This is a genomic window from Synechococcus sp. UW105 (genome assembly GCF_900473935.1).
Taxonomy (GTDB): Bacteria; Cyanobacteriota; Cyanobacteriia; order PCC-6307; family Cyanobiaceae; genus Synechococcus_C.
This window is the reverse complement of record NZ_UCNN01000019.1, coordinates 13,842-40,326: the sequence shown is the minus strand read 5'-3', so window position 1 is coordinate 40,326 and position 26,485 is coordinate 13,842. Positions and strand designations below refer to the sequence as shown.

Annotated in this window: 30 protein-coding genes; 19 read left to right on the top strand and 11 right to left on the bottom strand. The window is 58.0% G+C overall.

Annotation, left to right across the window (positions count from 1 at the left end; genetic code table 11):
• Positions 1-39: 39 nt before the first annotated feature.
• A complete protein-coding gene (hisF, locus tag DXY16_RS07225; protein ID WP_115120589.1) occupies positions 40-825 on the bottom strand; it encodes an imidazole glycerol phosphate synthase subunit HisF in 786 nt (261 codons plus the stop codon).
• A 64-nt stretch (positions 826-889) separates the two neighbouring features.
• Between hisF and DXY16_RS07220 the strand changes: the two genes are divergently transcribed.
• Genes DXY16_RS07220 through DXY16_RS07210 form a run of 3 tightly spaced genes read left to right on the top strand, consistent with a single transcriptional unit; the run spans position 890 to position 4,088 of the window.
• Positions 890-1,102 (top strand): DUF2862 domain-containing protein, encoded by a 213-nt coding sequence (locus tag DXY16_RS07220; protein ID WP_115020079.1) that lies wholly within the window; start codon positions 890-892, stop codon positions 1,100-1,102.
• An 11-nt stretch (positions 1,103-1,113) separates the two neighbouring features.
• Entirely contained in the window at positions 1,114-2,067 is a 954-nt protein-coding gene (gene chlG / locus DXY16_RS07215) for a chlorophyll synthase ChlG (protein WP_115120588.1), read from the top strand.
• Positions 2,064-4,088, top strand: a complete 2,025-nt coding sequence (locus DXY16_RS07210; RefSeq protein WP_115120587.1) for a transglycosylase domain-containing protein — start codon at positions 2,064-2,066, stop codon at positions 4,086-4,088. The genes chlG and DXY16_RS07210 overlap by 4 nt, the downstream gene beginning before the upstream one ends.
• On the opposite strand, the gene DXY16_RS07205 is transcribed toward DXY16_RS07210, so the two are convergent.
• The gene (locus tag DXY16_RS07205; protein WP_115120586.1) at positions 4,066-5,427 is read right to left on the bottom strand and encodes a 16S rRNA (cytosine(967)-C(5))-methyltransferase; all 1,362 of its coding nucleotides are present in this window, start codon (positions 5,425-5,427) and stop codon (positions 4,066-4,068) included. The genes DXY16_RS07210 and DXY16_RS07205 overlap by 23 nt on opposite strands.
• Entirely contained in the window at positions 5,420-5,833 is a 414-nt protein-coding gene (locus tag DXY16_RS07200) for an MGMT family protein (protein ID WP_115120585.1), read from the bottom strand. The genes DXY16_RS07205 and DXY16_RS07200 overlap by 8 nt, the downstream gene beginning before the upstream one ends.
• A 98-nt stretch (positions 5,834-5,931) precedes the next feature.
• Here DXY16_RS07200 and DXY16_RS07195 point away from each other — a divergent pair, with 98 nt between their 5' ends.
• From DXY16_RS07195 to DXY16_RS07185, 4 genes are all read left to right on the top strand, one after another.
• Positions 5,932-6,261 (top strand): TIGR03894 family protein, encoded by a 330-nt coding sequence (locus tag DXY16_RS07195; RefSeq protein ID WP_115120584.1) that lies wholly within the window; start codon positions 5,932-5,934, stop codon positions 6,259-6,261.
• A gap of 85 nt (positions 6,262-6,346) precedes the next feature.
• Positions 6,347-6,478 carry a hypothetical protein gene (locus tag DXY16_RS15275; protein WP_256359589.1) on the top strand — a complete coding sequence of 44 codons (132 nt, stop codon included), beginning with the start codon at positions 6,347-6,349 and terminating at the stop codon, positions 6,476-6,478.
• 6 nt (positions 6,479-6,484) lie between these two features.
• A complete protein-coding gene (gene trmH, locus DXY16_RS07190; RefSeq protein ID WP_115120583.1) occupies positions 6,485-7,174 on the top strand; it encodes a tRNA (guanosine(18)-2'-O)-methyltransferase TrmH in 690 nt (229 codons plus the stop codon).
• Positions 7,175-7,287: 113 nt separating this feature from the next.
• Positions 7,288-7,971 carry a glutaredoxin gene (locus DXY16_RS07185; RefSeq protein WP_115120934.1) on the top strand — a complete coding sequence of 228 codons (684 nt, stop codon included), beginning with the start codon at positions 7,288-7,290 and terminating at the stop codon, positions 7,969-7,971.
• Between the two features lie 38 nt (positions 7,972-8,009).
• Here the strand turns inward: DXY16_RS07185 and DXY16_RS07180 are convergent, their stop codons facing one another.
• Entirely contained in the window at positions 8,010-8,270 is a 261-nt protein-coding gene (locus tag DXY16_RS07180; protein ID WP_115120582.1) for a hypothetical protein, read from the bottom strand.
• Positions 8,271-8,361: 91 nt separating this feature from the next.
• Entirely contained in the window at positions 8,362-9,177 is an 816-nt protein-coding gene (locus DXY16_RS07175) for an ABC transporter permease (protein WP_244281598.1), read from the bottom strand.
• A 125-nt stretch (positions 9,178-9,302) separates the two neighbouring features.
• Between DXY16_RS07175 and DXY16_RS07170 the strand changes: the two genes are divergently transcribed.
• Together DXY16_RS07170 and DXY16_RS07165 are read left to right on the top strand one after the other, a co-directional pair.
• Positions 9,303-10,793 (top strand): HAMP domain-containing sensor histidine kinase, encoded by a 1,491-nt coding sequence (locus tag DXY16_RS07170; protein WP_115120580.1) that lies wholly within the window; start codon positions 9,303-9,305, stop codon positions 10,791-10,793.
• Positions 10,790-11,164, top strand: a complete 375-nt coding sequence (locus tag DXY16_RS07165) for a hypothetical protein (protein ID WP_115120579.1) — start codon at positions 10,790-10,792, stop codon at positions 11,162-11,164. The genes DXY16_RS07170 and DXY16_RS07165 overlap by 4 nt, the downstream gene beginning before the upstream one ends.
• Before the next feature lie 84 nt (positions 11,165-11,248).
• Here DXY16_RS07165 and DXY16_RS07160 read toward each other — a convergent pair whose 3' ends face one another.
• From DXY16_RS07160 to DXY16_RS07145, 4 genes are read right to left on the bottom strand one after another with little or no spacing between them, the layout of a single operon-like run.
• Complete coding sequence (locus DXY16_RS07160; protein WP_115120578.1) at positions 11,249-11,866, bottom strand: type II secretion system protein J; 618 nt, start codon at positions 11,864-11,866, stop codon at positions 11,249-11,251.
• Entirely contained in the window at positions 11,863-12,378 is a 516-nt protein-coding gene (locus tag DXY16_RS07155; protein ID WP_115120577.1) for a prepilin-type N-terminal cleavage/methylation domain-containing protein, read from the bottom strand. The genes DXY16_RS07160 and DXY16_RS07155 overlap by 4 nt, the downstream gene beginning before the upstream one ends.
• Positions 12,375-12,764: a hypothetical protein gene (locus DXY16_RS07150; protein WP_115120576.1), complete on the bottom strand. Its 390-nt coding sequence runs from the start codon at positions 12,762-12,764 to the stop codon at positions 12,375-12,377. Before DXY16_RS07150 ends, DXY16_RS07155 begins: the two co-directional genes overlap by 4 nt.
• Positions 12,761-13,342 (bottom strand): hypothetical protein, encoded by a 582-nt coding sequence (locus DXY16_RS07145; protein ID WP_137007068.1) that lies wholly within the window; start codon positions 13,340-13,342, stop codon positions 12,761-12,763. The genes DXY16_RS07150 and DXY16_RS07145 overlap by 4 nt, the downstream gene beginning before the upstream one ends.
• Positions 13,343-13,413: 71 nt before the next feature.
• Between DXY16_RS07145 and DXY16_RS07140 the strand changes: the two genes are divergently transcribed.
• Positions 13,414-14,175 (top strand): response regulator transcription factor, encoded by a 762-nt coding sequence (locus DXY16_RS07140; RefSeq protein WP_170953886.1) that lies wholly within the window; start codon positions 13,414-13,416, stop codon positions 14,173-14,175.
• Here the strand turns inward: DXY16_RS07140 and DXY16_RS07135 are convergent.
• On the bottom strand, positions 14,165-15,448 hold the full coding sequence (locus DXY16_RS07135) for a HAMP domain-containing sensor histidine kinase (protein WP_244281597.1): 1,284 nt from the start codon (positions 15,446-15,448) through the stop codon (positions 14,165-14,167). The two genes, DXY16_RS07140 and DXY16_RS07135, sit on opposite strands and share 11 nt — an antisense overlap.
• 131 nt (positions 15,449-15,579) lie before the next feature.
• Here DXY16_RS07135 and DXY16_RS15325 point away from each other — a divergent pair, with 131 nt between their 5' ends.
• The 6 genes from DXY16_RS15325 (at position 15,580) to DXY16_RS07105 (ending at position 21,516) form a co-directional block, all read left to right on the top strand.
• On the top strand, positions 15,580-15,990 hold the full coding sequence (locus tag DXY16_RS15325) for a prepilin-type N-terminal cleavage/methylation domain-containing protein (RefSeq protein WP_115120931.1): 411 nt from the start codon (positions 15,580-15,582) through the stop codon (positions 15,988-15,990).
• Between the two features lie 62 nt (positions 15,991-16,052).
• A complete protein-coding gene (locus DXY16_RS07125) occupies positions 16,053-16,544 on the top strand; it encodes a type II secretion system protein (RefSeq protein ID WP_170953885.1) in 492 nt (163 codons plus the stop codon).
• A 5-nt stretch (positions 16,545-16,549) separates the two neighbouring features.
• Complete coding sequence (locus tag DXY16_RS07120; RefSeq protein WP_115120573.1) at positions 16,550-18,325, top strand: hypothetical protein; 1,776 nt, start codon at positions 16,550-16,552, stop codon at positions 18,323-18,325.
• 338 nt (positions 18,326-18,663) lie between these two features.
• On the top strand, positions 18,664-19,071 hold the full coding sequence (locus DXY16_RS07115; protein WP_137007067.1) for a hypothetical protein: 408 nt from the start codon (positions 18,664-18,666) through the stop codon (positions 19,069-19,071).
• A complete protein-coding gene (locus DXY16_RS07110; RefSeq protein WP_115120571.1) occupies positions 19,068-19,754 on the top strand; it encodes a Tfp pilus assembly protein FimT/FimU in 687 nt (228 codons plus the stop codon). Before DXY16_RS07115 ends, DXY16_RS07110 begins: the two co-directional genes overlap by 4 nt.
• A gap of 106 nt (positions 19,755-19,860) precedes the next feature.
• On the top strand, positions 19,861-21,516 hold the full coding sequence (locus DXY16_RS07105) for a VWA domain-containing protein (RefSeq protein WP_115120570.1): 1,656 nt from the start codon (positions 19,861-19,863) through the stop codon (positions 21,514-21,516).
• 37 nt (positions 21,517-21,553) lie between these two features.
• On the opposite strand, the gene lepA is transcribed toward DXY16_RS07105, so the two are convergent.
• Positions 21,554-23,368 carry a translation elongation factor 4 gene (lepA, locus tag DXY16_RS07100; protein ID WP_115120569.1) on the bottom strand — a complete coding sequence of 605 codons (1,815 nt, stop codon included), beginning with the start codon at positions 23,366-23,368 and terminating at the stop codon, positions 21,554-21,556.
• A gap of 302 nt (positions 23,369-23,670) precedes the next feature.
• Here lepA and DXY16_RS15320 point away from each other — a divergent pair, with 302 nt between their 5' ends.
• The 3 genes from DXY16_RS15320 (at position 23,671) to DXY16_RS15015 (ending at position 26,483) form a co-directional block, all read left to right on the top strand.
• On the top strand, positions 23,671-24,195 hold the full coding sequence (locus DXY16_RS15320; RefSeq protein WP_305791105.1) for a prepilin-type N-terminal cleavage/methylation domain-containing protein: 525 nt from the start codon (positions 23,671-23,673) through the stop codon (positions 24,193-24,195).
• 12 nt (positions 24,196-24,207) lie between these two features.
• On the top strand, positions 24,208-24,753 hold the full coding sequence (locus DXY16_RS07090; RefSeq protein ID WP_115120567.1) for a type IV pilin protein: 546 nt from the start codon (positions 24,208-24,210) through the stop codon (positions 24,751-24,753).
• A gap of 992 nt (positions 24,754-25,745) precedes the next feature.
• Entirely contained in the window at positions 25,746-26,483 is a 738-nt protein-coding gene (locus DXY16_RS15015; protein WP_137007066.1) for a hypothetical protein, read from the top strand.
• Positions 26,484-26,485 lie beyond the last annotated feature (2 nt).

The following is a 26,485-nucleotide window of genomic DNA, read 5'->3' as shown; positions in this document are numbered from 1 at the left end:
AACCTTTTCAGGAACTTGTTGAAACTTTAGAGAAGACGCTCAAGCCTGCGCAGGGCGGATGGTCATGCCCCGCTGCAGCAGGTCTTGCTTGATCTCCTCCACGGTGAGCACGCCGTCATGCAAGAGCGAAGCCAACAGGGCCGCCGACGCCTGCCCCCCCTCCGGCCCGTGATCCAAAGCCGCGGCGATGTGATCCAAACAGCCAGCCCCACCGGACGCGATCACCGGTACCGGCACCGCCTGGGCCACAGCCCTTGTGAGCGTCAGGTCATAACCGGCCTGGGTGCCATCACCATCCATCGAGGTGAGCAAGATCTCACCAGCGCCCAACTCCGCCACACGACGCGCCCAAGCCACCACATCAAGGCCGGTGTTCTCCCGACCTCCCTTCACGAACACATCCCAGCCATCAGTGCCCTGCTCACGTCTCCTTGCATCGATCGCCACCACGATGCATTGGCAGCCGAAGCGGTCGGCGCCACGCGCCACAAGCTCTGGATCACGCACCGCCGAGGAATTGAGACTGACCTTGTCGGCTCCGGCCCGCAGCAACTCTGTGATGCCGTCTACGGACGAGATCCCCCCTCCAACCGTGAAGGGAATCGTCACCTCCTCTGCTGTGCGCCGCACCATGTCCACCAACGTGGCCCTGCCCTGATGACTGGCAGCGATATCGAGAAACACCAGTTCATCCGCTCCAGCTTGGCTGTAACGGCAAGCCAGCTCCACCGGGTCTCCGGCATCGCGAAGTCCCACAAAATTCACACCTTTCACCACACGGCCTTCGGCCACATCAAGGCAAGGGATCAGGCGAAGGGCGACCATGACAACGAAAGGAGATCACGAGGCGGCTGTTAGGGTGACGCCCACTTTCCAAGCCTTGCAGGCCATGTCCCAGGCGGCGATCAACATCGGCTCCAAGGTTCGGGTCACCCGCGTTCGTGACCGCATCCCAACCACCCTCGTCGAGCTGCTCCAAAAGGATGCGAGTGGCGAAGTCGTCGATTTCCGCACCGTCGATGGCCAGGGCATCGGTGTTGTGGTGGAACTCAGCAATGGCACCACCTGCTGGTTCTTCGACGACGAAATTGCTGCAGCCTGAGGCCTCAGGCTGTGAGTGACGCCCGTCAACTGCTTGGCATGAAAGGTGCCAGTGGCACCTCCAACATCTGGAAGCTGCGCTTGCAGCTGATGAAGCCCGTCACCTGGATTCCCCTGATCTGGGGTGTTGTCTGCGGTGCCGCTGCAAGTGGCAACTACCAATGGCGTCTTGACCATCTGGCCGCAGCGATCGCCTGCATGCTGATGAGCGGCCCTCTTCTGGCCGGCTACACCCAGACGATCAACGACTACTACGACCGCGAGATCGACGCGATCAATGAGCCCTACCGGCCCATTCCAAGTGGAGCGATCCCGCTGTTCCAGGTAAAGGTTCAAATCTGGCTGCTGCTGCTCGCGGGCCTCGGCGTTGCTTATGGCCTTGACCTCTGGGCCGGGCACACCACGCCCGTGGTCTTTCTGCTCGCCCTTGGCGGCTCCTTTGTGAGCTTCATCTACTCAGCCCCACCACTGAAACTGAAGCAAAACGGCTGGCTTGGGAACTACGCCCTTGGAGCCAGTTACATCGCATTGCCCTGGTGGGCAGGCCAGGCTCTGTTCGGTCAACTCACCTGGGCCACCGCCCTGCTCACCCTCGCCTACAGCCTGGCCGGCCTCGGCATTGCCGTTGTCAATGATTTCAAGAGCGTCGAAGGCGATCGGGCTCTTGGCCTCCAGTCTCTTCCTGTGGTGTTCGGCATCAAACGTGCCAGCTGGATCAGCGCCGGGATGATTGATGTCTTCCAGTTGCTGATGGTTGCCGTTCTGATCGCGATCGGACAGCATTTCGCAGCAGTGCTGCTTGTGCTTCTCATCGTTCCCCAGATCACATTTCAGGACATCTGGCTTCTGCGTGATCCGGTCGAGTTCGACGTGAAGTATCAGGCCAGCGCTCAACCCTTCCTGGTGCTCGGCATGCTTGTGACCGCACTGGCCATTGGCCACAGTCCTCTGACCCAGGTGATGTGAAGCGCACCCGCCGTCATTGGGTCCTGCTAGCCGGCTCCGCTGCGGCGATTGGTTGCGGTGTGGCCCTTGGCCAGGGAGCTCTGACCGAGGCACTTGATGCCACGCTGCCGGATGCACGCGAGATTGCCAGCTTCAACCGTCCAGGCACCATCACCCTGCTGTCCAGCGATGGACAGGTGATCCAAAAGCTGGGTCCAGCCACCCGGGAAAAGGTCAATCCAGGGGAGATGCCGCTGCTGGTGAAGGAGGCCTTCGTGGCCGCGGAAGATCGGCGTTTCTATGAGCACGACGGCGTCGACCTCTGGGGAATCAGTCGTGCGCTTGTTACCAACCTCAAGCAACGCGCGGTGCGTGAGGGCGCCAGCACGATCACTCAGCAACTGGCCCGCACGGTGTTTCTGAGTCAAGACCGCACCATCACCCGCAAGCTGCGGGAAGCAGCCCTGGCCTACAAGCTGGAACGCCAGCTGAGCAAGGAGCAAATCCTTGAGCAATATCTCAATTACGTGTACCTGGGATCCGGTGCCTATGGCGTCGCCGATGCCGCTTGGGTGTACTTCTCCAAAACCCCCAATCAGCTCAGCCTGCCGGAAGCGGCACTGATTGCCGGTCTGCCTCCAGCACCTTCGGTGTATTCACCGCTGGTGAATGAATCCGTTGCGCGCGAACGCCGAGCAATCGTGCTGAACCGCATGCAACAAGCCGGCTTCATCACCGCCAGCGCAGCCGAAACGGCCCGCAACACTCCTCTCAATCTCAAACCTGCCACCCCGAAATACTTCAACAGTGCAGCGCCTTACTTCACCAGTTGGGTGGCGCAACAACTGCCTCAGATGCTCACCCCTGAACAACTGGAAGTGGGTGGCCTCAAGATCCGCACCAGCCTCAATCTGAAGTGGCAGAAGCGGGCCCAGCAGGTGGTGCGTGAGTTCGCCCCAGGTAACGCTGAGGGTTCGATCGTCTCGATTGAACCCGGCACTGGGCTGGTGCGGGTGATGGTAGGCGGCAAAAACTTCCAGGCGAGTCAGTTCAACCGCGCCACGCAAGCCCTGCGCTCTCCAGGCTCCACCTTCAAGCTCTTCCCCTATGCCGCAGCAATCAATGCGGGTGTGAAACCGGAAGACATCTTCGTGGATGCCCCGCGCTGCTGGAACGGCTACTGCCCCAAGAACTTCGGCAACAAGTATTTCGGCAAGATTTCACTGGCGGAAGCTCTGAAGAACTCCCTCAACACCGTGGCAGTGCAGCTGCAAGACAAGGTGGGCTTTGACGCGATCATCGCCATGGCCAACAACCTGGGGATCGGCACCACCCGGCCGCTGGGCAAGTACTACCCGATGGCCATCGGCGCCTACGAGCAAACGATCCTCGATATGACCGCTGCCTATGCCGCCGTCACCAATCGCGGCGTCTACGTCAAGCCCACCGCCTTCGAAGACATCCGCGGCCCTGGCGGCCAGATGATCTGGAGCCGCCGCAGCGACGGTGCCAGGGGGCGTCGCGCCGTCGACAGTGATGTGGCTGACACGATGAACTGGATGCTGCAACGCGTGGTGACTGGAGGCACCGGCGTGGCGGCGAAGCTCGATGACCGCCCCGTGGCTGGTAAGACCGGCACCTCGGAGGGAGGGAGGGACCTCTGGTTCATTGGATCCATTCCCCAGCTCACCACCGCCGTGTGGTTTGGCTACGACAACAACCGCGAAACCAACAGCAGCAGTGGCGAGGCGGCTTGGGCCTGGAAGCAGTTCATGAACACCATCAAGGGCAACTTCCCAGTCCAGCAGTTCCCGCCCAAACCTGTACTCACCAGACTGTTCCGGGATAACCGAGGCACCAAGCGTGCCCTGCCCGAACGCAACAACGATCCCACCAAAAAGCCCGACGATCCCACCAAACCCGACACCAGCTGGGACACGAGCACCCCAGCGGACCCCAATGCCACAGCACCGCAGCGGAATGTGGTGCCTCCAGGCGGCCCCCCGGTGGACGAATTCTTCAGGCCAATGCCGGTGCAGTAGCCGGTCCTTCGATCACAGCGGCATAGAAGCCATCTCCACCATCAGGATCGGGCCAGCGCTGCTGCTGCTGGGTGAGTGTCAGCTCTGGATGTGCTGCGAGGAAGGCCTTGATCCGATCGCCATTCTCGGATGGATGAATCGTGCAGGTGGCATAGACCAGGGTGCCTCCCGGGGCTAGCAGAGGCAGCATCGCCTCCAACAATCGCGTCTGCAAAGGCAGCAACTCCGCCACTGTGGCCGCAGTGACGCGCCAACGGGCATCCGCATGGCGGGCCAAGGTGCCAAGGCCTGAACAGGGTGCATCCAGCAAGATGCGCTGAAAGGAAGAGCGCCACTGGGGCTTGTGCTCCAGAAGTTCGGCGGCATCAGCGGTCATGGCCTGCAGACAGCCAGTGCCGAGGCGGGCGGCATTGGCAGCAACCCGCTGCAGACGCCCCGCCGAACGATCCACAGCCCACACCTCACCCCGATCACCCATCAGCTCGGCGATGTGGGTGGCCTTACCCCCTGGGGCCGCGCAGGCATCGAGCACCCGGTCCCCCGGCTGAGGATCCAACAAAGGCGACACCCATTGGGCGGCGCGATCCTGCACGCACCAATGGCCCTCGTCGTAGCCAGGCCAGCGACGTAAATCGCCACCACTGCTCAACACTTGCAGACCATCGGGACACTCCGAAATCGGCACGACCTCCAACCCCGCCTGCTCAAGAGCAGCGCGGACCTCAGCGGGGCTGCTGCGCAGGCGATTGACCCGCAGATCAAGGGGCGGCACCTGATTGCATGCCCGAGCCACCCGCTCTGCTTGCTCAGGACTGCACCATTGCTGCAACTCCTGGCAGAACCAGTCCGGCAGCGACTGCTGCAGGGCCAGGCGCAGGGCCGGATCAAGCGGGAGCTCAAGCTCCTCCCCCAGGTCCCGGGCCCGCAAGGCAGCCCGGAGCAGACCATTCACCACCGGGGCCAGACGGGCCAGCCCGTGCTGTTTGGCCAGCTCCACACTCGTGTTCACGGCTGCCGCGGCCGGAATCCGCTGCATGAAGAGAAGTTGGTAAAGCCCGAGATGCAGCAGCCAACGCAGCCGAGGAGGCTGTTTACGGGCAGGAACACGACCGAGGCGATCCAACCAGCCATCCAGCCATCGCCGCTGACGGATGGCGCCATAGGCGAGTTCAGTAACCAAGCCGCGATCGACCGAGGCAAGGTTCTTTCCGCGCAGGGCTCGCTCCAGCGCCACATCGGCATAGGCACCAGCAGCCACCGCTTCCAAGACCTCCCAAGCGATGTGACGTGGGGCCACGCCAGCGGCCGGCGACGCGCTCCGGGCGGATGGATCACTCACGGGCAGCAGGCATCACACCCACATCCTCCAGCGCAGACAGACCGGGAGGTTGGGCTGGGCGCCAAAGGAAGCGCTGCAGGGAAAGACGACCATCCCCATCCACGGGGATGCCTTCCGCAAGCAGCAGGTCTCGCTGCATCCAGTCGGACCCCTCACGGCTGAGGCTCATGGCGATACAGCCGCGGGCATTCACTACCCGATGCCAAGGCAGCTCGGACGGCAACGACAGCCGGCGCAGGGCCCAGCCCACCTGGCGTGCACAACCGTAGGCACCGATCCAGTCAGCCACCTGGCCATAGGTGACCAGACGGCCGCGGGGAATCGCTGCCACCACCTCAAGCACCCGCTGGTCAAAACCGCCGCGCTGAGCAGCCAGGCTTGACGCAGCAAGGGGTAATGCAGCCATGCCCGCAGAAGCCTCTGCACTCCAGGCTGGCAGGGGTGAGGACCACTGCGGGAACGGCGTGGTGGGATGCTGGTGTGCTCGGACTCAGAAAGAACGCAATGACGGCTGACAAGGAGCTGATCAAAGAGGTGGCTCAGGAGCTGTGGGACACCACCAAGAAGCTCCGCCCTGGCCTGCCCAAGATCGTGCGCTCCCAATTGGTCCTCAAGGCGCTGATGACCATCGGCGACCTCCAGGACCAACTGCAGGCCGGAATGATTCTCGGGATCATTGCGGACCAGGAGCCCGATGACGAACCCGCAGGCGAGAGCAAGGAGAGCGGTGACGATTCCACCGTCAGCGACGCAAGCATGAGCGACACAAAAGCCAGCGTCGATGAATCCCGCAATGCGCCCCGGGTTGTTCGCAAACGCTCCGGCGCCCGCTGATCACACCATCACAGGGATTCAGCCGCCATGCTTCGCTCGAGGCATGGCGTGATCAAGCCATGACACTGCTTGATGAAACAGCTTCATGACACTGCTTAGGGCCTTGCTGTTGTTCGTGGTTGGCCTTGGGCTGACCCTGCTGATGCCTTGGGGCGTGCTCTCTTTGCTGCTCGCCGCAACGGCTTGGTTCATGATCCTTCCAGCGATCCAGGGGTAGCGCGCGATGCCCCTACTCCCCCGTCGGTTTGAACGTCTGAAGTCTGTTCTCGATGGCCGCATGCGTGATCTCACGGTGCTGCTTGAGCATGTGGAGAAACCACACAACCTTTCAGCGATCCTGCGCAGCTGCGATGCCGTTGGGGCCCTTGAGGCCCACGTCGTCAGCCTGAGTGGCCGATCGCGCACCTTCAACAGCACGGCCCAGGGCAGCCAGAAATGGGTTCCCCTGATCGATCACGCCAGCATTGAAGACGCTGTCACCAGCCTCAAGACTCAGGGATTGAAGCTCTACGGCACCCATCTGGGTGTCAATGCCCGCGACTACCGCGACTGCGACTTCACCGGCCCCACAGCTTTCGTGCTCGGGGCAGAGAAATGGGGACTGAGTGATCGGGCTCAGGCACTGATGGATGAAGCGGTGTTGATCCCGATGACAGGCATGGTCCAGTCGCTGAACGTGTCTGTGGCGGCGGCGACCCTGCTGTTTGAGGCAGCCAGACAACGCCGGGCCGCAGGAGTGCTGCCCACCAAGGGCGAGGGACTACCCGGAGAGCTGTATGAACAACGGCTGTTCGAGTGGGCCTACCCGGAGGTGGCGGACTGGTGTCGCCAGGAGAAGCGCCCTTACCCCGCCCTGAACGCGTCAGGTGAAATTCAGGAGCAACTGCCGCGCACGCTCAAACTGCGCTGCTAAGGGCTGGGTCCCGATCGACTCGCCATCGCTACGGTCTAGAGCACTGGTGCGATCACGGTGTGTTGAGCCCCAAAACCACCCTCTCCTCCCTCGGCGAGGTGCATCTGTACCGGATGTCGACCCCCGACCATGAATGCCCCTGGGGCCTGAAGGCGATCAGCCTCCTGCAACAACACGGCATCCCCTTCCAGGACCACAGGCTCATCAACCAGGAGCAAGTGGACAGCTTCAAGCAGAAGCACGGCGTTGCCACCACTCCCCAGCTGTTTGCGGGTGAGCAGCGGCTCGGCGGCTACAGCGAGTTAGCAGCCCAACTGGGCGAGACGGCGGAAGCAGCCGACTACTCCTACACACCTGTACTCGCCGTGTTCGGCACCACGCTGCTGATGGCGCTGGTGCTGGGAGAAGACACCCTGCAGCGCTTCATGGGCTTTTCGGTATGCGCTCTGGCGATGCTGAAGCTGATGGATGTGGAGTCGTTCGCTAGCAGCTTTGGCAAATACGATCTGATCACCCAGCGGTTTCGGCTCTGGGCTCGTCTCTATCCCGGCGTGGAACTGCTGATCGGTCTGGGATTTCTGCATCACCCACCCGTCGCGCTCGCCGGTTGGGTGGCGTTGGCCATCGGTGTGCCAGGCATGGCATCCGTGCTCAAAGCCGTTTATGTCGACAAGCTGGCGCTGAACTGCGCCTGCGTGGGAGGCAACAGCAAAACTCCCCTAGGAATTATCAGTTTCAGCGAATACGCAATCCTGACCGTGATGGGTGTTGCCGTGGCCTTCCAACTGGCGTTCTGATCCAGGCACGACGTGTCCAGATCAAAGACGGATCCAGATCAAAAAGGAATAAGCACGTCTTTGCGTGCCTTGGATCGCTGAGTGACCGGCTGGTTGCGACGGGCAGCAGGCAAGCGCAGGGCCACCACCAACACCAGTGACTCCAGAAGCATGTTCTGGCCGACAAACAGCACCACCAAACCCAGGGCGATGGCCAGCATCTGCTCAAGCAGGCCGATCACATCGTCCGGGTTGGAACGCCCCGACAGCCACAAGTACGTGCCCATGACCAACAGCACCAGAGTGGCCCACCAGGGCATGGGAGCGGAATGCGTAGTGCTTCCAGTGTGGCGCAGGTGGAGCGAATGCGGGATTCAGGCCTGAGAGTGCCTGTCAGGCAAACGCAACATCTCAGCCGGTAGGAGCATCACCACTGCTCACCCAAGCCTCCAACCCTTCGCCAAGGAAGGAGAGGCCAAGCACCAGCACAAACATCGCCAGTCCTGGATAGAGGGCAGTCCACCAGATGCCGGTGGGCACCGCCGCCAGGGCCAAGTTGAGGTCGCTGCCCCATTCCGGCACGGTTTCTGGCAAGCCGAGCCCAAGGAAGCCAAGCCCCCCCAGCACGAGAACGGCATCAGCAGAGTTGAGCGTGACGAGCACCGGCACCGAGGTGATCACATTGCGCAGTAGATACCGACGCAGGATCCACGCTGGCCCGGCCCCGAGCGAACGGGCCGCCTCCACAAACAGCTCCGCTTTGACTTGAGCGGTCTGGTTACGGACCACGCGGAAGTACTGGGGGACGTAAACCACACACAGAGCAGCGGCAGCATTGGGGATGCCTCGACCCAGCAAGAAGGCCAGCACCACGGAAAGAAGCAGGACAGGCAGGGTGTACAGGGTGTCCATCAACAGCACCAAGACCCGATCCACAGGGCCGCCGAGATAGCCGCTCACCATGCCCAACGGCACGCCGATCACTAAGGCGAGAGCCACCGCCAAGAGCACCACCTGCAAGGCCACACCACTGCCTTGGAGGGTGCGCACACACACATCACGACCAAGTCGATCGGTTCCGCACCAATGCTGCAAGGAGGGAGAGGCATAGATCGGGTTATCGAGCCCAGCATTCGGATCCGGCAGCCAACCGGCCCAGAGCAGCAAGGGCGTGACCAGAGCGACCAAGGCGTAGATGGCCACGATCACCAAACCCCAACGGGCCATCCGGGCCGAAAGGCTGGGGCGCGACAGCCCCAGGGGGGAGAAACCAAAGCTCAACGCCGACTCGATCCAATCGCCCTATCAGCATTCTTGCTGCAGATCCCCGCCAAGATGATGAAGATGGAGAAATGGCCACCTCTCCTCACTGGCGCGACCACCTGCTCGGCAGCTTGACCGGTCAGCTGCAGCTCGCCACCTACCTGGCGGTGTTCCTCGGGTTCAGCGGAGCCAGCATCGGAGGTCTCTGGCTGACCCAGCGCAACCAGGCCATCTCCCGAGACACTGAGCTGCGCGCCAATGCTCGTTCACTCGAGACGCACCTGCTGGCTGATCGACTGCTGGAGAAACCAGCAACAGAAAGTGCAACGGCCAGACAACGACGCAAGCAAGCCATCCGTGAAGAGCTGCGCTGGCATTCCACCATGCGTCACACGCTCTGGATCGAAGAGCCCGATGGCGAGCTGCTGCTGCCAGCCGATGCCCGCCTACCGGGGAAGAAGGCGGTGGCAGAGGCCGTGAACGGCTCGCTGAATAAACCGGGCATCACCCAATCCCTGAGCGTGAATGGGTTGGATTACATCGCTGTGCTCAATCGGGTCTATCCCTCAGGCCAGCGGGTATGGAGCAGCGCAGAGGTCACCAACATCAATCGCGCCCAGAGCGCCTTTCTGAATTGGATGATCGTGATCTGGGGGAGCTGCTTACTGCTGTCGCTCTGGATCGTGAACGGACTGGTGCGGCGGATTATTCGCCCGCTGCGCCAGCTCACCAACGCCTCAGCCCAACTCACCGCAGACACCCTCAACACTTCAGCGCTGACCATTGAAGGAGCGCCGCTGGAAGTGACACAGCTGGCCAATACCTACAACGACCTCAGAGCCCGCCTCGCCAAGTCTTGGGCAGACCAGCGCCGCTTTGTGAGTGCAGTCAGCCACGAACTTCGCACCCCCCTGACGATCGTGCAGGGCTATCTGCATCGCACGATCAAACGCGGCGACAACCTCAGCGAAGGCCAGCGCAAGGGCCTGCGCACCGCCGAAGAGGAGAGCGTGCGCATGCGCCATCTGCTCGATGACCTACTCGACCTTTCTCGCAGCGACAGCGGGCAGCTGCGCGTGAACAGTGAACCCGTCGCGATGGGGATTGCCCTCCACGAAGCCGTGGATCTGGCCCGCAGCAGCCTGGAGCGGGATGTGCTGCTGGAGCTGCCCCAGCCCAGCCACGATCAGCAGGCAGTGGTGGCCATGGCCGATCCAGATCGCCTGCGTCAGGTGCTCCTGGATCTGATCGAGAACGCCCACAAATATTCCCCTTCCGCCACACCTGTGACTGTGCGTCTGCGCCAGGAAGATGCCATGGCCGTGGTGGAAGTGGAGGATCAAGGCATCGGCATTCCCGCAGACGATTTGGCCAAAGTGTTTGACCGCTTCCACCGTGCAGCCAATGCCAGAGTGAGCAGCGGCAGTGGCCTGGGACTCTCGATTGTGCAGCTGCTGGTCGAGGCGATGGGGGGTGCGGTGAGCGTGCGCAGCCAACTGGATCAGGGCAGCACCTTCACTGTGCGACTGCCCCTCAGCAACGATGGTGCTGCAGTCACCGCGAGGAACGTGACGGAATGATCCTGTATCTGCTGCTCACCTCCCTGCTGATCCCGGTGAATCTCTGGGCCGCCATCACCCCGCACCTGCACAACGAGCTGTCGATGCGAGCCCTGCATGCGGTGTCGGTCGTGTTGCTGCTTCCCTTACTTATCTCGCTGTGGAGTGATCGCAGCTCCATCCGGTCAGTACCGGCGGTGGTGCTGGCGATCTTCCTGTGCGTGATGGTGGTGGTGAATGTGCAGATCGCCGCCCAAGGGATGGGGGTGGAATTCGGCTGGATTGATCACCTCTTCCTCGCCCTCGCGGCCCTGAGTGTGGAGGCCTACTACTTGCTTGAGCCCAACGCCACGACGCCCTTGCCGAACCAAGTTGTGGATCAGACCGACTAACACGATCAAGACACCACGGCTGCGCGCACCACTTTCCGCAATCCCGTACCGCAAGCCCGTCACATGATCGATTGCGGTCGTCGTTTAGAGAGCAGCGCGACTGCTCAGATGGATGGCAGTCGATCCATCAGCGCGCCCCGACGCGGGCAGCTCTTGCTCCAGGGTGATGGCCACCACGGGCAGCTGAGGATGGGGCAGCGCCTGCAGGCCCTTGCCTTCTCCAGCGGGCAGGCCATCCAGCAGCACCCGATTCTGGAAGCGGCTGTTCAGATTGATCTGGCCATCCAGGCCATAGGCCGGACCGCAGCGCATCAGCACCTCACCACGCCAGATAGCGGAGGGAGGCTTGCCAACGGTGTACACGATCGCCTGCTGTCGCGCCTCCGGGTCATGGGCGGAGAGCGCCAGCGCCAACACTGGCCGCCGTCCGGCCAGATTGCAGGGCCAGGTGGATGACAGCGGTGGGTCGGTCACCAGCGCATGCCCCAGCTCCCGCTCAGCCCGCATCAAGGCGATGGTGCGTTGCTGAATGCGCCGGGCTTGCAAGCGCTGAGCCATCGCCCCCGTAAAGCGAAGATCTCCCAACAACAGTTGAACGAACAAACCACACAACACCGTGCCGAGAGAGGCGGCCAGCAACAGTTCCACCAGGGAGAATCCCGCAGCAGAGCGATGCCGCGGACATGACTGCAGACTGGTCATGACCGTGGCAGGCAGTGGCTGCTACTCAACTGCGCCGCAGGATCAGCGCCATAGACACCCTGGCGGGTGACGCCGAGGGGCAGGCTCACCACCACACAAGGCCGATGCTGCGACGCCGGATGGCTGAACACCACCAAACCGCCATCCAGCAGCAAACCATTGGTGCTGAAGCGAAGCAGGCCGGAAACATTGGTGTGCAGGCTCACTCCAGAGGTGGCCAGTGGCTCCACAATGTCAACGCCGCTGCTTTGGCAAGACGGCAGCGCCCCTGCACCATCCGGCTGCAAACCGACATCAGTGAGACGAAGGGCACAGGCCTGTTGGCGATGCATTGCCGAGAGGCGGCCGCGGTCGATCGCCACCTGCAAGCGTTGAGCCGCAGCAGCCAACTGCTGGCGAGCACGATCGCCACCGGTGTGGACAACAACCACGCTGCTGAGGATGGCCAGCAGCGTGATGGCGAGCAGGCATTCCAGCAACGAGAAACCGCCATCACAGGAGCGATGGGTCATGACGAGGTCTCGCGGCTGGAGCTGCACCAGCCGCTACCAGCCGCCGTGAACAACTGGCGGCGCAGCAGACCGGTGGCGTTGTGCTCCAGCGTTAACCACACCCCCTCACGGTTGGGATCCATCGCCAAGCGACGGCTGATCCCCGCCTCACGCGGCAGGGCCTGATCCAGACCCACCTCAAGCGCGAAGGGATCCAACGGACACCCCAGCTCTGCAGCCGCCAACCAGCGACGACTGAGCAACCATTGCAACTCCAACCGCTCTCCGGCCTGCACCAGGTCGCGGGCGGCCTGGGTGGTCTGGACCGTTTGACTCCACACCTGCAATGAGGCGCAGCAACTGGAGCTGACAATGACGCCAGCCACAAGCACTTCGGCGAGGGTCATGGCGCCGCCTCATCGGGGCTGGCGATGGCGACATCGACCGCCGGCAACAGCTCTAAACCAGAGTGCAGCTGGAAGCACGCATCCGTGCGCCGCAGCGGCAGCTGAGCAGCACTACCGCTCGCAACCATCACCAACTGCAGCTGCGCCTGCTCACCGTTGGGCTGCCAATCCAGCAGTCGCCATCGGGTCTCGCCCACCTGGCCTGCACGCAACGCCTTGACGTCTGCCGTTGGGCAGGCACGGTTCAAGCCATCCCAGTCACTGGATCCCCAGGCCAGCAGGCAATCCTGGCCTGGCGCAGCAGCCTGTGCCGCAAACGCCATCGCGGCAGAGCGGAGCTGATCACGGCGCTGATGTTGCTGCGCGTCGATGCGGGCACGCAGACGGCCATGTAGCGCCAGGCTATGCATCGAGGCACTGCCGAGCAACAGCACCAGCGAGGTACCAAGCGCCAGGGGCAGCACAAAGCCTGTGTTGGGCTGGGCATGAAGGATGCGCAGCGATCCCGGCTTGGGCTTGGGGCGGTAGTGATGGCTGGGATGCCAGCGAGACGCAGAAACAAGCAGGCAGTTCGGCATGGGCCAGGAACCAAGTGGCGAAAGCATTCCCCCTGCTCTGAACGCGCCCTAAGCCGACGTGATCGGATGCCATGGCACGGCAAAACAGCGTGGATAGCCTGCGGGGAGTGGTGGTGACGGGGGTGAGCGATTCAACAGCGCAGCTGCTGGTGGTGGATGACGACCCCGAACTGCTGCATTTTCTGCAGGAGGAACTGGAAGGGGAAGGCCACCAATGCATTGCCGTACCCAGTGGCCAAGACGCACTGATGCAGCTGCGCAACGGCGACTTTGCCCTAGTCGTTCTGGACTGGACCCTGCCAGATTTTGATGGCATCGAAATCTGCCGGCGCCTGCGCAGCAGTGGTGACACCACTCCGGTGCTGATGCTCACCGCGCATGATGCCCTCGAGGAGCGCGTTTCGGCCCTTGATGCTGGTGCAGACGACTACCTCACCAAGCCCTTTGAACTGGAGGAACTGCACGCGCGAGTGCGGGCCCAACTACGCCGCGGCGGTTATGCCGCCGATCGAGAGGCCAACAGCTCACTAGACCTCGGCGATCTTTCGATTGATCTGATCAGCCGCCAGGTGATGCGAGGCGAGAGCGCCATCAATCTGTCGCAGCGGGAATTCGATCTGATCGTGTGTTTGGTGGAGGCAGCCGGCACGGTGCTGAGCCGGGAGCAAATCTTGAGCACGGTGTGGGGCGATCCGTTCGTCGGCGACCCCAACACGCTGGATGTCTACATGGGCTATCTGCGCCGAAAGCTGGAGCAACCCGGGCTCCAGCAGCTCCTGCACACCGTGCGCGGTGTGGGCTTCATGGCACGGGTCGGTGACGTCAAACCCTGAAAGCCAGCTGCAGATCTGCACCACCACCGGCGCGATCGGCAATCACCAGCTCTGCCCCCATGGCGGTGATCATCTCCTGCACCACTGCCAGGCCGATGCCACTACCGCGCGTTCCGACTGAACTGCTACCCCGCGCGAACCGACGCAACACCTGGCTGCGTTCACCCAACGAAATTCCAGGGCCGCGATCGAGCACATGCAACACCAGCCATCGCTGTTGCTCCCGGCACTCGCTGCTGGCACTCAGTTGCACTGAGCCGTCGCTGTAGGCCAGAGCGTTATCGACGAGCGCCAGTAGACATTCCTGCAAGCGTTGCGGGTCCGCCGCAATCGCAGGAAGGCCAGTTTCTGTCGCTGGCCCCAATTGCAAGCGGCCAGCGGCCACAGAAGACAGTCGTTCAAACGCTTCCAACAGCACCTGCTCGGGCTCACAAGGCTGCAGATCAAGCTGCAAACGACCCGAATCACGACGGGCCAACTCCAACATGGATGTGATTAGCGCCGCCATGCGTGAGGCCTCCTCTGCAATCTGCTGCAGCGGTTGGTGCTGTTCTGGCGCATGGGGTTTGCGCAGTAATTGCTGCGAACGGCCAGAAATCAACGTGATCGGCGTGCGCAGTTCGTGGGCCACACCATCCACAAACTGACGCTCCCGCTGCCAAGCAGCTGCCAAACGTTGCTGCAGGTTGTTGATCGCGATGGCAATCCCTTCCAGTTCCTGAGGTTGGCTGGCTGGATCGAGCAGATGCTCACCGAGGTTGTCGGCCTCAAGCGCTTGCAGCTGTTGATCAAGCTCATTCAGGGGCACCACCAAGCCACGCCGCAGCACAGGGCGGAGCAACACTGAGGTGAACAGGATGGAAACGCCAGCAGCAGCGATCAACAGCAGTTGGCTGAAGCGCTCCTGCTCCAGGGAACCGGAAACGTTCTGGCGCAGCGCCAGCCAACGGATGTCACCACTGGGCAACAACACGCGGTTGCGGCTCTCAAGCCACTGCTCCCCTGCGGGGCCGGCTGTGAGGCGAGGAGACTGCTCCGGCCCCTTGCTTCGAAGGCTCGCTTCCAATCCCACCGTGCGAAGCGGCACGGAATCGAGTTGCTCAAGAGTCGACTGCTGCGCCAGAGCAGCCACCAAGCGTTGATGGTTCTGGCGGCGCTGCCAATCCGCCAAAGCACCATTCACCACCAAGAGCACGGTGTAACCAGCGATCACCGTGAGCAGGGCGGTGTTCTGCAGCCAAGCCCGCAGTGATGGCAGTGACTGGTGTTTCAAAGCCTGAGCACAAAACTAAGAGGGTTCTTAGAGAGCTCTAGCCGTTTCTTCCTCTACCGGCCAAGCAAACAAGAGATGGTGAATCTGTGAGCACGAAACGTGCCGTTCAACCATTCACCCAATCACCAGCCATGACCACTCTCAACAGCCGCCTCCAACTGGCCATGCTCAACCGCAAAAAGAGCCGTAATGCACTCGAAAAAGGCTTCACTTTGATTGAACTTCTTGTTGTTGTTGTGATTGTTGGGATACTCTCATCCGTTGCTCTACCGGCCTTCCTTAACCAGCAAGACAAAGCCGAAGCAGCTGCGGGCGATGCATGGGCCAAAGCAAACGCACAGGCATGCGCAACACTTTTACTTACCAATGAAGCAGCTAATTTTGGCGATGCCGCTTTGGGCTCTCGCACTCAACCAGGGCCAGCAAATGAAACAGCTTTTACAAATCAAGGCAGCACCACAGATTGCGCAAACTTAGCGACCTTCACTTCTACAAATGGAACAAATACTTACATAGCGAACGACGACGGCACCGTGAGCTAATAGCTCAATCGGCGATACAGGAACATTTCAAATACACAAACAACTCTAGGCCAATGTGCGCAATGAAAAGTCATTCACAACAGGTAAGCGGCTTCACACTAACAGAAGTCCTAGTAACCGTTGGGATCATCGGGACATTGAGCACATTGGCCACCCCAAGTTTTGTCAATGCCCTTAAATCAAACGAACAAAGCTCAGCGAAAGCGACAGTAGCAGGAATTCAAACAATTATAAGCAGCTACATCGACGAGACAGGCAAAATACCCAAAAGCTGGAAAGAAATAAACAGCATAAGCGCAATCATGACCTCAAATGGCGACGGCACTTCTAGACAGGCGCTGAAAACTGACTTCAGCCAAATAACACTGCCAGGAGAAAAATACAAGCTGGAAGTCAAACCACCAAGCGGAACAGGCACAATCTTCACAATCATAGCTAGCCCAACAAATACAAACGGGCAGCAATATATTCATGCCTGCCTAGACATCAGCAATGGAGCAAGTGATCTGACAACAAGCTCTTCAAGCTCTGAAGTGATGAACCTCTGTTCATAATAATCATGAATCAACGCCAGCAAAAGAAGCTCTGGAAAACAATCGCGAGCAAAGCCGATCCACAAGAAGAAGGCATGGCCATGGTCGCAGCACTCCTTATGGGTGTTGTCTTGCTAGCTGGAACCACAGGCTTGATGATTCGCCAATTAGCAGCACGCAAGTTGGGAGCGGCAGAGAGCTATCAGCAAATGGCTGAATCAGCCGCCTTGAATGGCCTCAACCGTATTTTGAGCGACCTCAACCGCGATGACAGCAACCATTACACAGGGTTTTTGCTATCTCTCAATAATGACGAAGGCAGACGAGGTTGGGCAACGCCAAACACCAGCGGCTTCCAACTCGTCGACCTCTGCACACCAGTCACAAAATACATCAGTGCCTATCCACTAGGAAGCAATGATGCTCCACCAGAAGTGGCCATCAACACCGGCACTATGCGTTCAGATGGAGTTGAAGATGACCAAGGCAATGTCAAGCCAATTCAGATTGGCTATCGACTTAGAAGCTATAACACCACAGCAGTATCAGGCAATGGCGAAGGAACCTTTTACGTCGAAGGCATAGTCAGTCGAGGCAACAATATTCTCGCCCGTGCCCTACTAAGGCGCTCACTTTATATCAGCTCAAAAGTAGCTGGTGCCAGTGATTGGGCTGTGATCAGCGGCAACAATCTTCGCCTTAACGACACCACCATCAATGGCCCCGGAAACATCTTCTATCTCACCACTAATCCAGACCAGTACTCAGCCCTGCAATACGCCAATCGGTGCAGCAGCTCTGCACTGCTGAATGATGTGGGATCAGACAATCACTCTCTTGCTGGAAAAAACCTCCGCAATCAGATTTGGCCTCGTAATATCGACGAAACAAAGCGGGGAGTCGGTGGTATGCCTCCGATCACTCTCTTTGAGAAAGAGCCCGTCAAAGACACCACTAGGGCAAGCGGCGGCAATACCATCCGCATGTGGAGCTTTGATGACAGCCCAGCTGCTCCTGGTGACAGAGATAACATCGCCGGCAATGACGTGGATGCCGAAGGCAATCTCATCCTCTACCCAGCGCTTCCCTGCGGTGAATCCATCTGCGTGAGGGATGCGGATAAAACAGCATCATCAGACTTTCGAACCCTCGCCGAAGAAGGCATCAGCATTCATCAAAGTGGCTCAACCATCACTCTCAAGCCTGATGTGCTCTGCGCCGGATCCGACAAATTTGATTGCCATGTCTATCTCGATCACATCAAGCTCAACCAGACCAAGTTGCAGATCCAAACCTCCAGCAGCCGTTCGGTAGTCCTCCACATTGAACAACCTGAGGCGTACCCAAGTGACGGCAGCATCTCCAGGGCAATTCAGTTATCAGGCACGGCAAAACTGTGCGGCGTGGATGGAGCCAACACAGGCTGCAATGGCAGAGCTGAACAGCTTGTGATTATGGCCACTTCCGGAGCCACTCCAACCGATGCATGCAATAGCAGCGTGCGGTCCGTGAGCTTCACCGGTGAAACGCTGCCCCATGCATTGCTGTATCTGCCAACGGGGACAGTTCGGCCCAATGGCGCGACCCTGAATGGTGTTGCTTGGGCAAGCAGCATCTGCGTTGTGAATCAACAGGGGTTTCCCTCCACCTTCACACTCAATAGCAATGGTGCAAACAAATCCATCGTTCAGCAGGCCGATGAAGCTTGGGGCTGGAACAGCCGATTCCATTACCCCGGTTATGGGCGGATGGTCACCCGCGCCATTCGGGGTACCAGCCTCGATACCTTTGAGCGTTGGTAATGCTCAAATTCAACACACGCAATCTCAGCCAACTCTCACACAAACCAGAGAGAACTCCTAGCAAAGACTCGGCTCCCAATCACAAGAGCAGAATTAACTGAAGCGAGACTGAAAGGATCAAGAGCGAACACTCGCATTATCCACTCAAGATGATCTAATCCTTTACGACGGGTTAGTCCAACACCACACGGACAACCATGAAGCCTCAAGTTCTACCGAGTCAACGCAGAGTCACCTCCTGGAGGGGCAGCTCGGGCTTCACAGTGATTGAAGCCTTGATCGCAGGCCTTGTGGTGGCCAGCGTGATGACCGCCGTTGCAAGACTGAGCCTGTCTGCCATGGCGACCAGCCGCAATCAGTCATCACGTAACGCGATTGAAGCCGCCATTAATGATCATATTCAGCTTGTGCAGATGCAAGACTCCTATCTCACGCCAGAAGCCCTTGTTGTAAAAACTGGGATGAGTAACACAACAGATGCACTAGAAATTGCCTGCGGCTATAAAACTCAAAATGCAGGTGACACTGCTAGTTCTCCAAGCACCTATCTAAAGAACCACCTGCAAGACCCCACCATTGCCGGAGAGACCCCACATCCAGCAGTCACAATCGACTGGAACGATGCAAATCGATCGTTGCTCGTGCTCACTTACAGCTTTGAGGCGCCGGAATCATCCATCGGTATCGAAAAACGGATTGTGGACGTGAATCCAAACTTTTCATCCCAGTGTTACGACGTGCCATGAAGCGAACAGAAACCGGATTCACCCTGATTGAAATGGTCGTAACGGTCGCGATCCTGGCAGTCGCGACAGCGATGACAGCACCAATCATTACCCGCAATCGTTGGCAGGGAGAGGTCGACCGTTATGCCTCGATGCTGGAATCAGGGCTCTATGGTTTGAGAGCAAAACTAGGCGCCCGTAAAACAAGCTGCATCATCACCTTTCCTGGAACATTCAATTTTGCACCACCAAACGAGCTCGTAGAATTCAGCCAATCAAACAGCAACAATCAAACCAGCTTCCAATGCTGCGATTCCGAAATCAGCAGACTGAAGCAAGATCCTGATTGCAATATCGGCCATCCTGGCTACCAACTCAGTTCTCTGACCAATCGACCACTCGACAATCTACGACTGCTCCTGCATGAATCCACGCCAGAAAGCAATGCAGTTCGTGTTGCCGTCTCAGGCAAAGAGTTTGGATTCACCCCACCAGGTACAACCGCAAACTCTGGGACCCTCACTTTTCTGATCTGCCACAACAGATCTCAAACTGCAGGCAGCACTAGCAGGTGCCTTCCCGATCACGACCGGCTAAAAATGCGCTGCGTACAGATTGATGGAACAGGGGCAATCGCAAAAGGCACATGGGAAGTGACAAGTCCATCATCACCAACCAGAAGTGGGTCTTGCAAGAAGCATTAGGCCAGAAGTTCAGTCAATTCTCAGATCAAATTCAGAAGCTGCTGTTCTTAAAGAGCTGTAGAAATGCCAGATTAAAACCACCACAAGACAAGCCTGAGTAAAAGCCATGTCTTACCTAGCACTTCGCAAACGCCAATCGCATCCACAAAGGCGCAATGGCTTCACAGCAACCGAACTGCTCGTAGGAGTGGCCGCTGGAACCATGATCCTTGGAGCCTCTGCAACGGCTCTGCGCTCCACCCAAACGATCATTTCCGAATCACAAGAAAGGGCCACATTGCGCCAGAACACGACGAATGGCATGAAGTTAATGCGATCAGAGATTGAACGCAGCATGAATGTGCTGATCACCCGCACCGAAGCCATTCAGCCCGGAGAAGAAGATAAAGACCTGATAAGCAACCATGCCACAGTCGTCAATCAGTGCAAAGAGATGGCAGGAGTTCAAGGCTTCAATCCTCTCTTTGCAGTCAATATGGTAGAGCTGAATGAACCGGTGATCTATGGAATCGGCGTCAGCAGAAACGTCATCAGTGCCGATGGAATCAGCCTCAGCACTGGCGGCAGAGGCTACGCGCTACTGCGCTGTGGGGCCCCACTCAACATGGATGGCACCTACGCAGACAGTGAAGATGCAGCCGCAAACAATGGGGCTGAGCAGTATCAATCCGGGATCTTCATCAGCCACATTTTGGATGATATCGGCATGATCCAGTGCAATGCCAACGACCTTCCTGATACTGAGACCTGCCCAGATCCCAAGCCTCTCAAAGAGGTTTTAGCGGGAACAAGCTTTGCATTCAGCGGAGACAAAACACCGGCAAGGACAGCGCAGCAACCTGCCCTACGGATTCAAACTGATCAGAACACCAAGCTAATTAAGTTTATTGATCCTTACGAGCTTGATGACAACAAAAGTGCAGAGTACAAAAAAATCTCAGCGAGCTATCTGGAAACATCATCAGGAGTGAAGACACAAACCAGACAAAATCTGTACTTTGCCGCCTTCGCACGTGCAGACAAACGCGTGCGCTTTGGCTACAACTCAGCCGAGAGTGCAGAAGGTCAAGGCTACCCCGGTGGCGCCTTCTTCCAAAACATCACCAGTCAAAATCTGCGTTTTGTTCTGGATGGTTCAGGCTCAATGAGTGCCTGCGTGGCCTGGAGCGGAGAATATGGAAACACACGGCGGCGTTTTTATGACCCCCAAAAGGGCTACTTCAGAACCTATCAAATCTGTAGTTACACCCGAATGGAAGCGCTGCAAAATGAGATGATCGATATTATCCAAAACCTGCCAGATGCCACAAAAATTGGCCTGGCAGCTTTCAGTTCAGATGGATATCGCAACCACACAACCTGGGAACAGAGCCGCAGCAATCTTGTACAACTCGGCCCAGTCAATTCGGCAGAGCGCCAATCAGCAATCGACTTCGTACTCAGCCTGAGCAACAGTGATCCTCGTTACTGGGGAGGCACGATGCCATGGAACACCCTCAACAAAGCGTTCGAGGATGATTCCACCGACACAATCTATTTCCTCTCCGATGGCAAACCAAACTACGATCCCTCTCGAAGTTCATGGAACAGCAGCGACTATGAGGATGTAGCCGATTACTATGCAGGCCTCAATGCCAGCCGCATCTCCAACCAAAAAGAATCGATCAAGATCAATTCCACCAGCGTGGGGCTCGATTCGGAATGGATGCAGCTGCTCTCCAGTCGTACATCCGGGGAATACATCAAGGTGGATGGCCTTTAAGCCGTAACTCGATTTGGTTAGGTGATAGGCGCCTGCTTTAAGGCGCCTGATTCAACTTCAGCACGGCCATAAAGGCTTCCTGGGGCACATCCACCTTGCCCATCGCCTTCATCCGCTTCTTGCCCTTCGCCTGTTTCTTCAGCAGTTTCTTCTTGCGTGAGATATCACCGCCGTAGCACTTAGCAAGCACATCCTTACGAATAGCGCTGATGCTGGTAGAGGCGATGATGCGGCTGCCGATCGAAGCCTGAATCGGAATCTTGAACTGCTGGCGAGGAATCAGTTCCTTCAGTTTCTCCACCAAGGCCTTGCCCACGTTGTAGGCCTTGTCTTGGTGAACAATCGTGGTGAGTGCATCGGCCCGCTCGCCATTGATCAGCACATCCAGGCGCACCAGCTGGTTTTTGCGGTAGCCGATCAGGTGATATTCCATCGACGCATAGCCCTGGGTGCGCGTCTTCATCTGATCAAAGAAGTCAGTCACCACCTCTGCCAGCGGTAATTCGTAGATCAGGGTGACGCGATCGGTGGTGATGTATTTCATATCGAGGTAGTCACCGCGCCGTTCCTGGCACAAACCCATCAGCGCTCCGTTGAAATCATTGGGGGTATAGATCTCCATGCGCACGTAGGGCTCTTCGATCGATTCCCGTTTCTGCGGATCGGGAAGGGTGGCAGGGTTATCCACCATGATCTCGCTGCCATCGATCATGTTCACCTTGTAGATCACCGATGGTGCGGTGACGATCAGGTCGAGGTCGTACTCCCGCTCCAACCGCTCCTGCACGATCTCCATGTGCAGAAGCCCCAGGAATCCGCAACGGAAGCCGAAGCCCATGGCGCTGCTGGTTTCGGGTTCGTACTTCAGGGCTGCATCAGAGAGCTGAAGTTTGTCGAGCGCATCGCGTAGATCCGGGTACTGATCGGCCTCGGTGGGGAACAGACCGCAAAACACCATCGGCTTTGCCTCGGTGTAGCCCGGTAACGGTGCATCCGCCGGCTCATTCACCAAGGTGATCGTGTCGCCCACTCGGGCATCGGCCACAGCCTTGATGGATGCCGCCAAATAGCCCACCTCGCCGGCATGGAGCTCATCCATCTTTTTCTGATCCGGGGCCATGATCCCGATCTCATCAAGCTCGTAGGTCTTCTTGCTGGCCATCAGCAAGACCTTGTCTTTACGGCTGATGCTGCCGCTCATCACCCGGAAATAAACAATCACTCCCCGGTAGGGGTCGTAATAGGAGTCGAAGATCAGGGCCTTCGTGGGCTCCTTCACGGTGTCCGCCGGCGGCGGCACGCGGTCCACCACGGCCTGGAGGATCTCCGGCACACCCATACCGGTTTTGGCTGAGCAGGGAATGGCATTGCTGCAGTCCAGCCCGATGATCGCCTCGATCTCTTCCTTAATCCGATCGGGATCGGCTCCCGGTAAATCGATCTTGTTGAGCACCGGGATGATCTCGAGATCGTTCTCCAGCGCCAGATACACGTTGGCCAGGGTCTGCGCTTCGACGCCCTGACTGGCATCCACCACCAGCAGAGCCCCTTCACAGGCCTGCAGCGAACGGCTTACCTCATAGGAGAAATCAACGTGCCCAGGGGTATCGATCAGATTGAGCACATACTCCTCACCATCGGCCGCCTTGTAGTTCATGCGAGCGGCCTGGAGCTTGATCGTGATGCCCCGCTCACGCTCCAGATCCATATTGTCCAGGAACTGCTCTTGCATGTCGCGGTTGGCGACAGTGCCCGTGTCTTGAAGCAATCGATCGGCAAGGGTCGACTTGCCGTGATCGATGTGGGCAATGATGCAGAAATTCCGGATCCGTGAGACGGGGGCGTCGGTCATGCAGCGGCTGAGGCCCGTCTCGGGTCACGAAGTCTTCTTGAAGCGATCCTAGAAGGCCTGCCCTCTAGCGCTGAGGCAGCAGAAAGCAATGGCCCTATCCCACAGCAGCGACTGGGAAAGGGGCAATGGTGACTTCAAACACATCAAGTTAGAAGTCTTAAGGAATATTTCCCGAAAAATTAAATTCCTCAGCATCATCATGAGCATTTCAGACAGCTCTCAGCCAATTCTCAGGGGAACTTCCGGTAGTATTTAACTATGAGAAGGTTCTCAGAAACTGGTGAGTGCATTCACACTTTTGAGTGAAGGCATCCACAACTCTGGCTGGCAATGCCACTGAAATTCAGACGACTCACCCCTCAGACACTATGACGACACTCAAATCCAAGCTGCTTCAGACGCTTGCCACTCGATCGAGGGATGCAGAAGCACGTGACATCAAGGGTTTCACCCTGGTGGAACTGCTGATTGTTGTGGTGATTGTTGGCATCCTCAGCGCTGTCGCCCTGCCACAGTTTTTCAGCCAAACCAAAAAGGCTGCTGCCACTGAGGGCACCCAAACGGCGTCATCGATCGCCAAGCAAGCTGCGGCTTATTACCTAGAGCAGGGATCTCTTGGAACTGTCGATAAATCTTGCGCAACGTACGCCGGAGCGCTGAACACCACCAACACCAACTTCACATACGCCTGTGAAGGAACAAAAGACAAATTTAAAGTTATCGCAACAGGTAAAACTGACAACGACAATACCAAAGGAGTGACAGTCACCTTCACAGGTAATTTGACAGACGGCACCTTCGACAAACCTGTCGTCACTGGTATCTAAGCTTCCACCATCATGGCAACAGCCATCACCAACAAGAACCTCCTTGATTCTCACCTGAGAATTGAAGGTTTCTCGCTGGTGGAACTGTTGGTCACTGTTGCCATTATCGGCATTCTTGGAGCGATCGCCTTACCACAATATTTCAGCCAAGTTCAGAAAAACAGGCAGAACGAGGCAGCGACCGTGCTCTCCCAGATTCAAACAACGATCGCTGCCTTTGTGGATGAAATGGGAATCTTGCCAACAAGCTGGCAAGATCTCAATAAGATCACCCCATTAATGACGCCGGAAGGGCCTGCCAATCAAAATCATTTTAATTGGGTCAAGATTGCGAATGGTGGTTGTACCGAGACGCAACAGGATCATTGCTATGAGGTGAATGCAAAGGAAACCGATCAAATCTTCATCCTCACAGCACAGTCCAAGCATGCCGATGCCACGACCTACAACGTCGTGGCCTGCCTAGACCTGCGCACCGGATCCAGTGATCTGAAGAAAGGATCAGGGAGCAAAGCAGCATCACGAGCCGATCTGCGTTGTGTGAGGAATGACGCATGAAGAGGTCATTGCTGCGCCATCTGCCATTCTTCAGGCAGCGCCTGCAACAAAGGGTCTCCAATGATCAACAGGGAGTGACCCTCGTGCTCGCTCTCATGCTGGGCATGGTCTTGCTCGCAGGCGTTAGCAGCCTGTTAGCAAGACATTTGATGTCCAGGAGGCTGAGTGCAAAAGAAAGCTATCAGCAGATGGCAGAAGGGGCGGCAAACAATGGTTTGAACAGGGTTCTGGGGCAACTCAACAATCCACATCCATCGCAGAACAGAGGATTCCTGTACACATTGGATAATCGAGAGAATCTCAACGAGCCCAACAACGGCTTCCTTTGGGAACTTCTCAATACAAAACAATCACCACAATTCTCTGAAGTCTGCCTGGATACATCGATCGGCCTACCCAAGCATCCACTGGGCAAAGCAGCGGCTTTTTGGCCAACAACGGAAGTAGCACTTGAGTCCCATGAAAGCATCAACATGCGTGAAGATGGGATCTCGAAAATCGAGACCTTTTATCGACTGAGGGGATACAGCAGTCCTGGCACCTCAGGCAGCACCGATAGTGGCGAAGCAAAATTCATTATCGAAGGCATTGTGCGTCGAAAAGGAGCCTCTCCGAACTCCTATCTGGCACGAAGCCGCCTGGAGCGATCTCTCTACATCCAATCATGGGTCGACATCAGCCGGTCGGATGACTGGGCCATTCTGGCGGCCCATCACTTCGAACTGGGTCCCGTTCAACTCAACAGCCCTGGGCAAATTCTCTGGCACACCAGTGAAAATATGGCCAGCCAAATTGTGGGGCAGTGCAAAACAGCCAGTCTGGTTCAAAGGCTGGGTGGCAATGCAAGGAACACGAGAAACTTAGCGGCAAGGATCTGGCCAGTGGTCAATCAAAAGCAACCGCCAACAACCATTTTCAAAACAAAAGGAGTGAAAGATAGCATTCCTAGCCGAGCAGGGAACATCCGAATTTGGCGCATTGATGATGAATACATGAACCCCCCAGGTTGCGCATGGCGAGTGGCCTGCCAGCGGGGCAGTAATGACAACGCCTACAGCCGTCCCTCCGGGATTGAAAGGCTGGAAAGATGGCACTACATCCAGGGAAGGTGGCAAGCCACAACCACGATCCGATTACGGACAAACGACATCTGCTCAAGCCAGACCGGGGATTGCCACGTCTTTCTCGATCGCCTCAATCTCAAGCATTCAAAACTGCTGATCGAGAACGATTCAAGGCCTGTTGTGCTTCACCTGCTTGGACCAGCCCAGGGACACAGCAACACCTCAGGAGACCAGACAGCCTCAATGTCGCTTAGTACCAATGCACTGATCTGTGGCGTCGATAAAAACAGCTCCAGCTGCAATCAACGTCCAGAGCGGCTGATCATCAGCACAGAAGCAACTGCGGCACCGGATCGCTGCTCAGCTCAGCATCACAGGCTAAATCTTGCCGGGAACAGTCTGCCTGCTGCCTGGATTCTGATGCGGCAAGGCACCGTGTCACTCCAGGCAGACACCCAGCTCAAAGGAATGATCTGGGCCCACAGCTTCTGTTCCAACAATCATCGCCTCAGCCTGAACGCCCGCACGCAAGCGGCCGGCTCATCAACCCTGACGCAGCAAGCCGCCAATCTGTGGGATTGGGGTAGCAAAGGCTTTTCCGGATATGGCCGCCGGATCACCCGCGGCATTCGGGGCACAGGCCTGGATCAATTCCAGCGGTTCTAACC

What these genes read in the sequence shown, in the direction of transcription:
- hisF (WP_115120589.1), bottom strand. Translation starts at nt 825, where the DNA reads ATGGTCGCCCTTCGCCTGATCCCTTGCCTTGATGTGGCCGAAGGCCGT.
- DXY16_RS07220 (WP_115020079.1), top strand. Translation starts at nt 890, where the DNA reads ATGTCCCAGGCGGCGATCAACATCGGCTCCAAGGTTCGGGTCACCCGC.
- DXY16_RS07200 (WP_115120585.1), bottom strand. Translation starts at nt 5,833, where the DNA reads ATGGCTGCATTACCCCTTGCTGCGTCAAGCCTGGCTGCTCAGCGCGGC.
- DXY16_RS07195 (WP_115120584.1), top strand. Translation starts at nt 5,932, where the DNA reads ATGACGGCTGACAAGGAGCTGATCAAAGAGGTGGCTCAGGAGCTGTGG.
- DXY16_RS15275 (WP_256359589.1), top strand. Translation starts at nt 6,347, where the DNA reads ATGACACTGCTTAGGGCCTTGCTGTTGTTCGTGGTTGGCCTTGGGCTG.
- trmH (WP_115120583.1), top strand. Translation starts at nt 6,485, where the DNA reads ATGCCCCTACTCCCCCGTCGGTTTGAACGTCTGAAGTCTGTTCTCGAT.
- DXY16_RS07185 (WP_115120934.1), top strand. Translation starts at nt 7,288, where the DNA reads ATGTCGACCCCCGACCATGAATGCCCCTGGGGCCTGAAGGCGATCAGC.
- DXY16_RS07180 (WP_115120582.1), bottom strand. Translation starts at nt 8,270, where the DNA reads ATGCCCTGGTGGGCCACTCTGGTGCTGTTGGTCATGGGCACGTACTTG.
- DXY16_RS07175 (WP_244281598.1), bottom strand. Translation starts at nt 9,177, where the DNA reads ATGGCCCGTTGGGGTTTGGTGATCGTGGCCATCTACGCCTTGGTCGCT.
- DXY16_RS07170 (WP_115120580.1), top strand. Translation starts at nt 9,303, where the DNA reads ATGGCCACCTCTCCTCACTGGCGCGACCACCTGCTCGGCAGCTTGACC.
- DXY16_RS07165 (WP_115120579.1), top strand. Translation starts at nt 10,790, where the DNA reads ATGATCCTGTATCTGCTGCTCACCTCCCTGCTGATCCCGGTGAATCTC.
- DXY16_RS07160 (WP_115120578.1), bottom strand. Translation starts at nt 11,866, where the DNA reads ATGACCAGTCTGCAGTCATGTCCGCGGCATCGCTCTGCTGCGGGATTC.
- DXY16_RS07155 (WP_115120577.1), bottom strand. Translation starts at nt 12,378, where the DNA reads ATGACCCATCGCTCCTGTGATGGCGGTTTCTCGTTGCTGGAATGCCTG.
- DXY16_RS07150 (WP_115120576.1), bottom strand. Translation starts at nt 12,764, where the DNA reads ATGACCCTCGCCGAAGTGCTTGTGGCTGGCGTCATTGTCAGCTCCAGT.
- DXY16_RS07145 (WP_137007068.1), bottom strand. Translation starts at nt 13,342, where the DNA reads ATGCCGAACTGCCTGCTTGTTTCTGCGTCTCGCTGGCATCCCAGCCAT.
- DXY16_RS07140 (WP_170953886.1), top strand. Translation starts at nt 13,414, where the DNA reads ATGGCACGGCAAAACAGCGTGGATAGCCTGCGGGGAGTGGTGGTGACG.
- DXY16_RS15325 (WP_115120931.1), top strand. Translation starts at nt 15,580, where the DNA reads ATGACCACTCTCAACAGCCGCCTCCAACTGGCCATGCTCAACCGCAAA.
- DXY16_RS07125 (WP_170953885.1), top strand. Translation starts at nt 16,053, where the DNA reads ATGAAAAGTCATTCACAACAGGTAAGCGGCTTCACACTAACAGAAGTC.
- DXY16_RS07120 (WP_115120573.1), top strand. Translation starts at nt 16,550, where the DNA reads ATGAATCAACGCCAGCAAAAGAAGCTCTGGAAAACAATCGCGAGCAAA.
- DXY16_RS07115 (WP_137007067.1), top strand. Translation starts at nt 18,664, where the DNA reads ATGGCGACCAGCCGCAATCAGTCATCACGTAACGCGATTGAAGCCGCC.
- DXY16_RS07110 (WP_115120571.1), top strand. Translation starts at nt 19,068, where the DNA reads ATGAAGCGAACAGAAACCGGATTCACCCTGATTGAAATGGTCGTAACG.
- DXY16_RS07105 (WP_115120570.1), top strand. Translation starts at nt 19,861, where the DNA reads ATGTCTTACCTAGCACTTCGCAAACGCCAATCGCATCCACAAAGGCGC.
- lepA (WP_115120569.1), bottom strand. Translation starts at nt 23,368, where the DNA reads ATGACCGACGCCCCCGTCTCACGGATCCGGAATTTCTGCATCATTGCC.
- DXY16_RS07090 (WP_115120567.1), top strand. Translation starts at nt 24,208, where the DNA reads ATGGCAACAGCCATCACCAACAAGAACCTCCTTGATTCTCACCTGAGA.
- DXY16_RS15015 (WP_137007066.1), top strand. Translation starts at nt 25,746, where the DNA reads ATGAACCCCCCAGGTTGCGCATGGCGAGTGGCCTGCCAGCGGGGCAGT.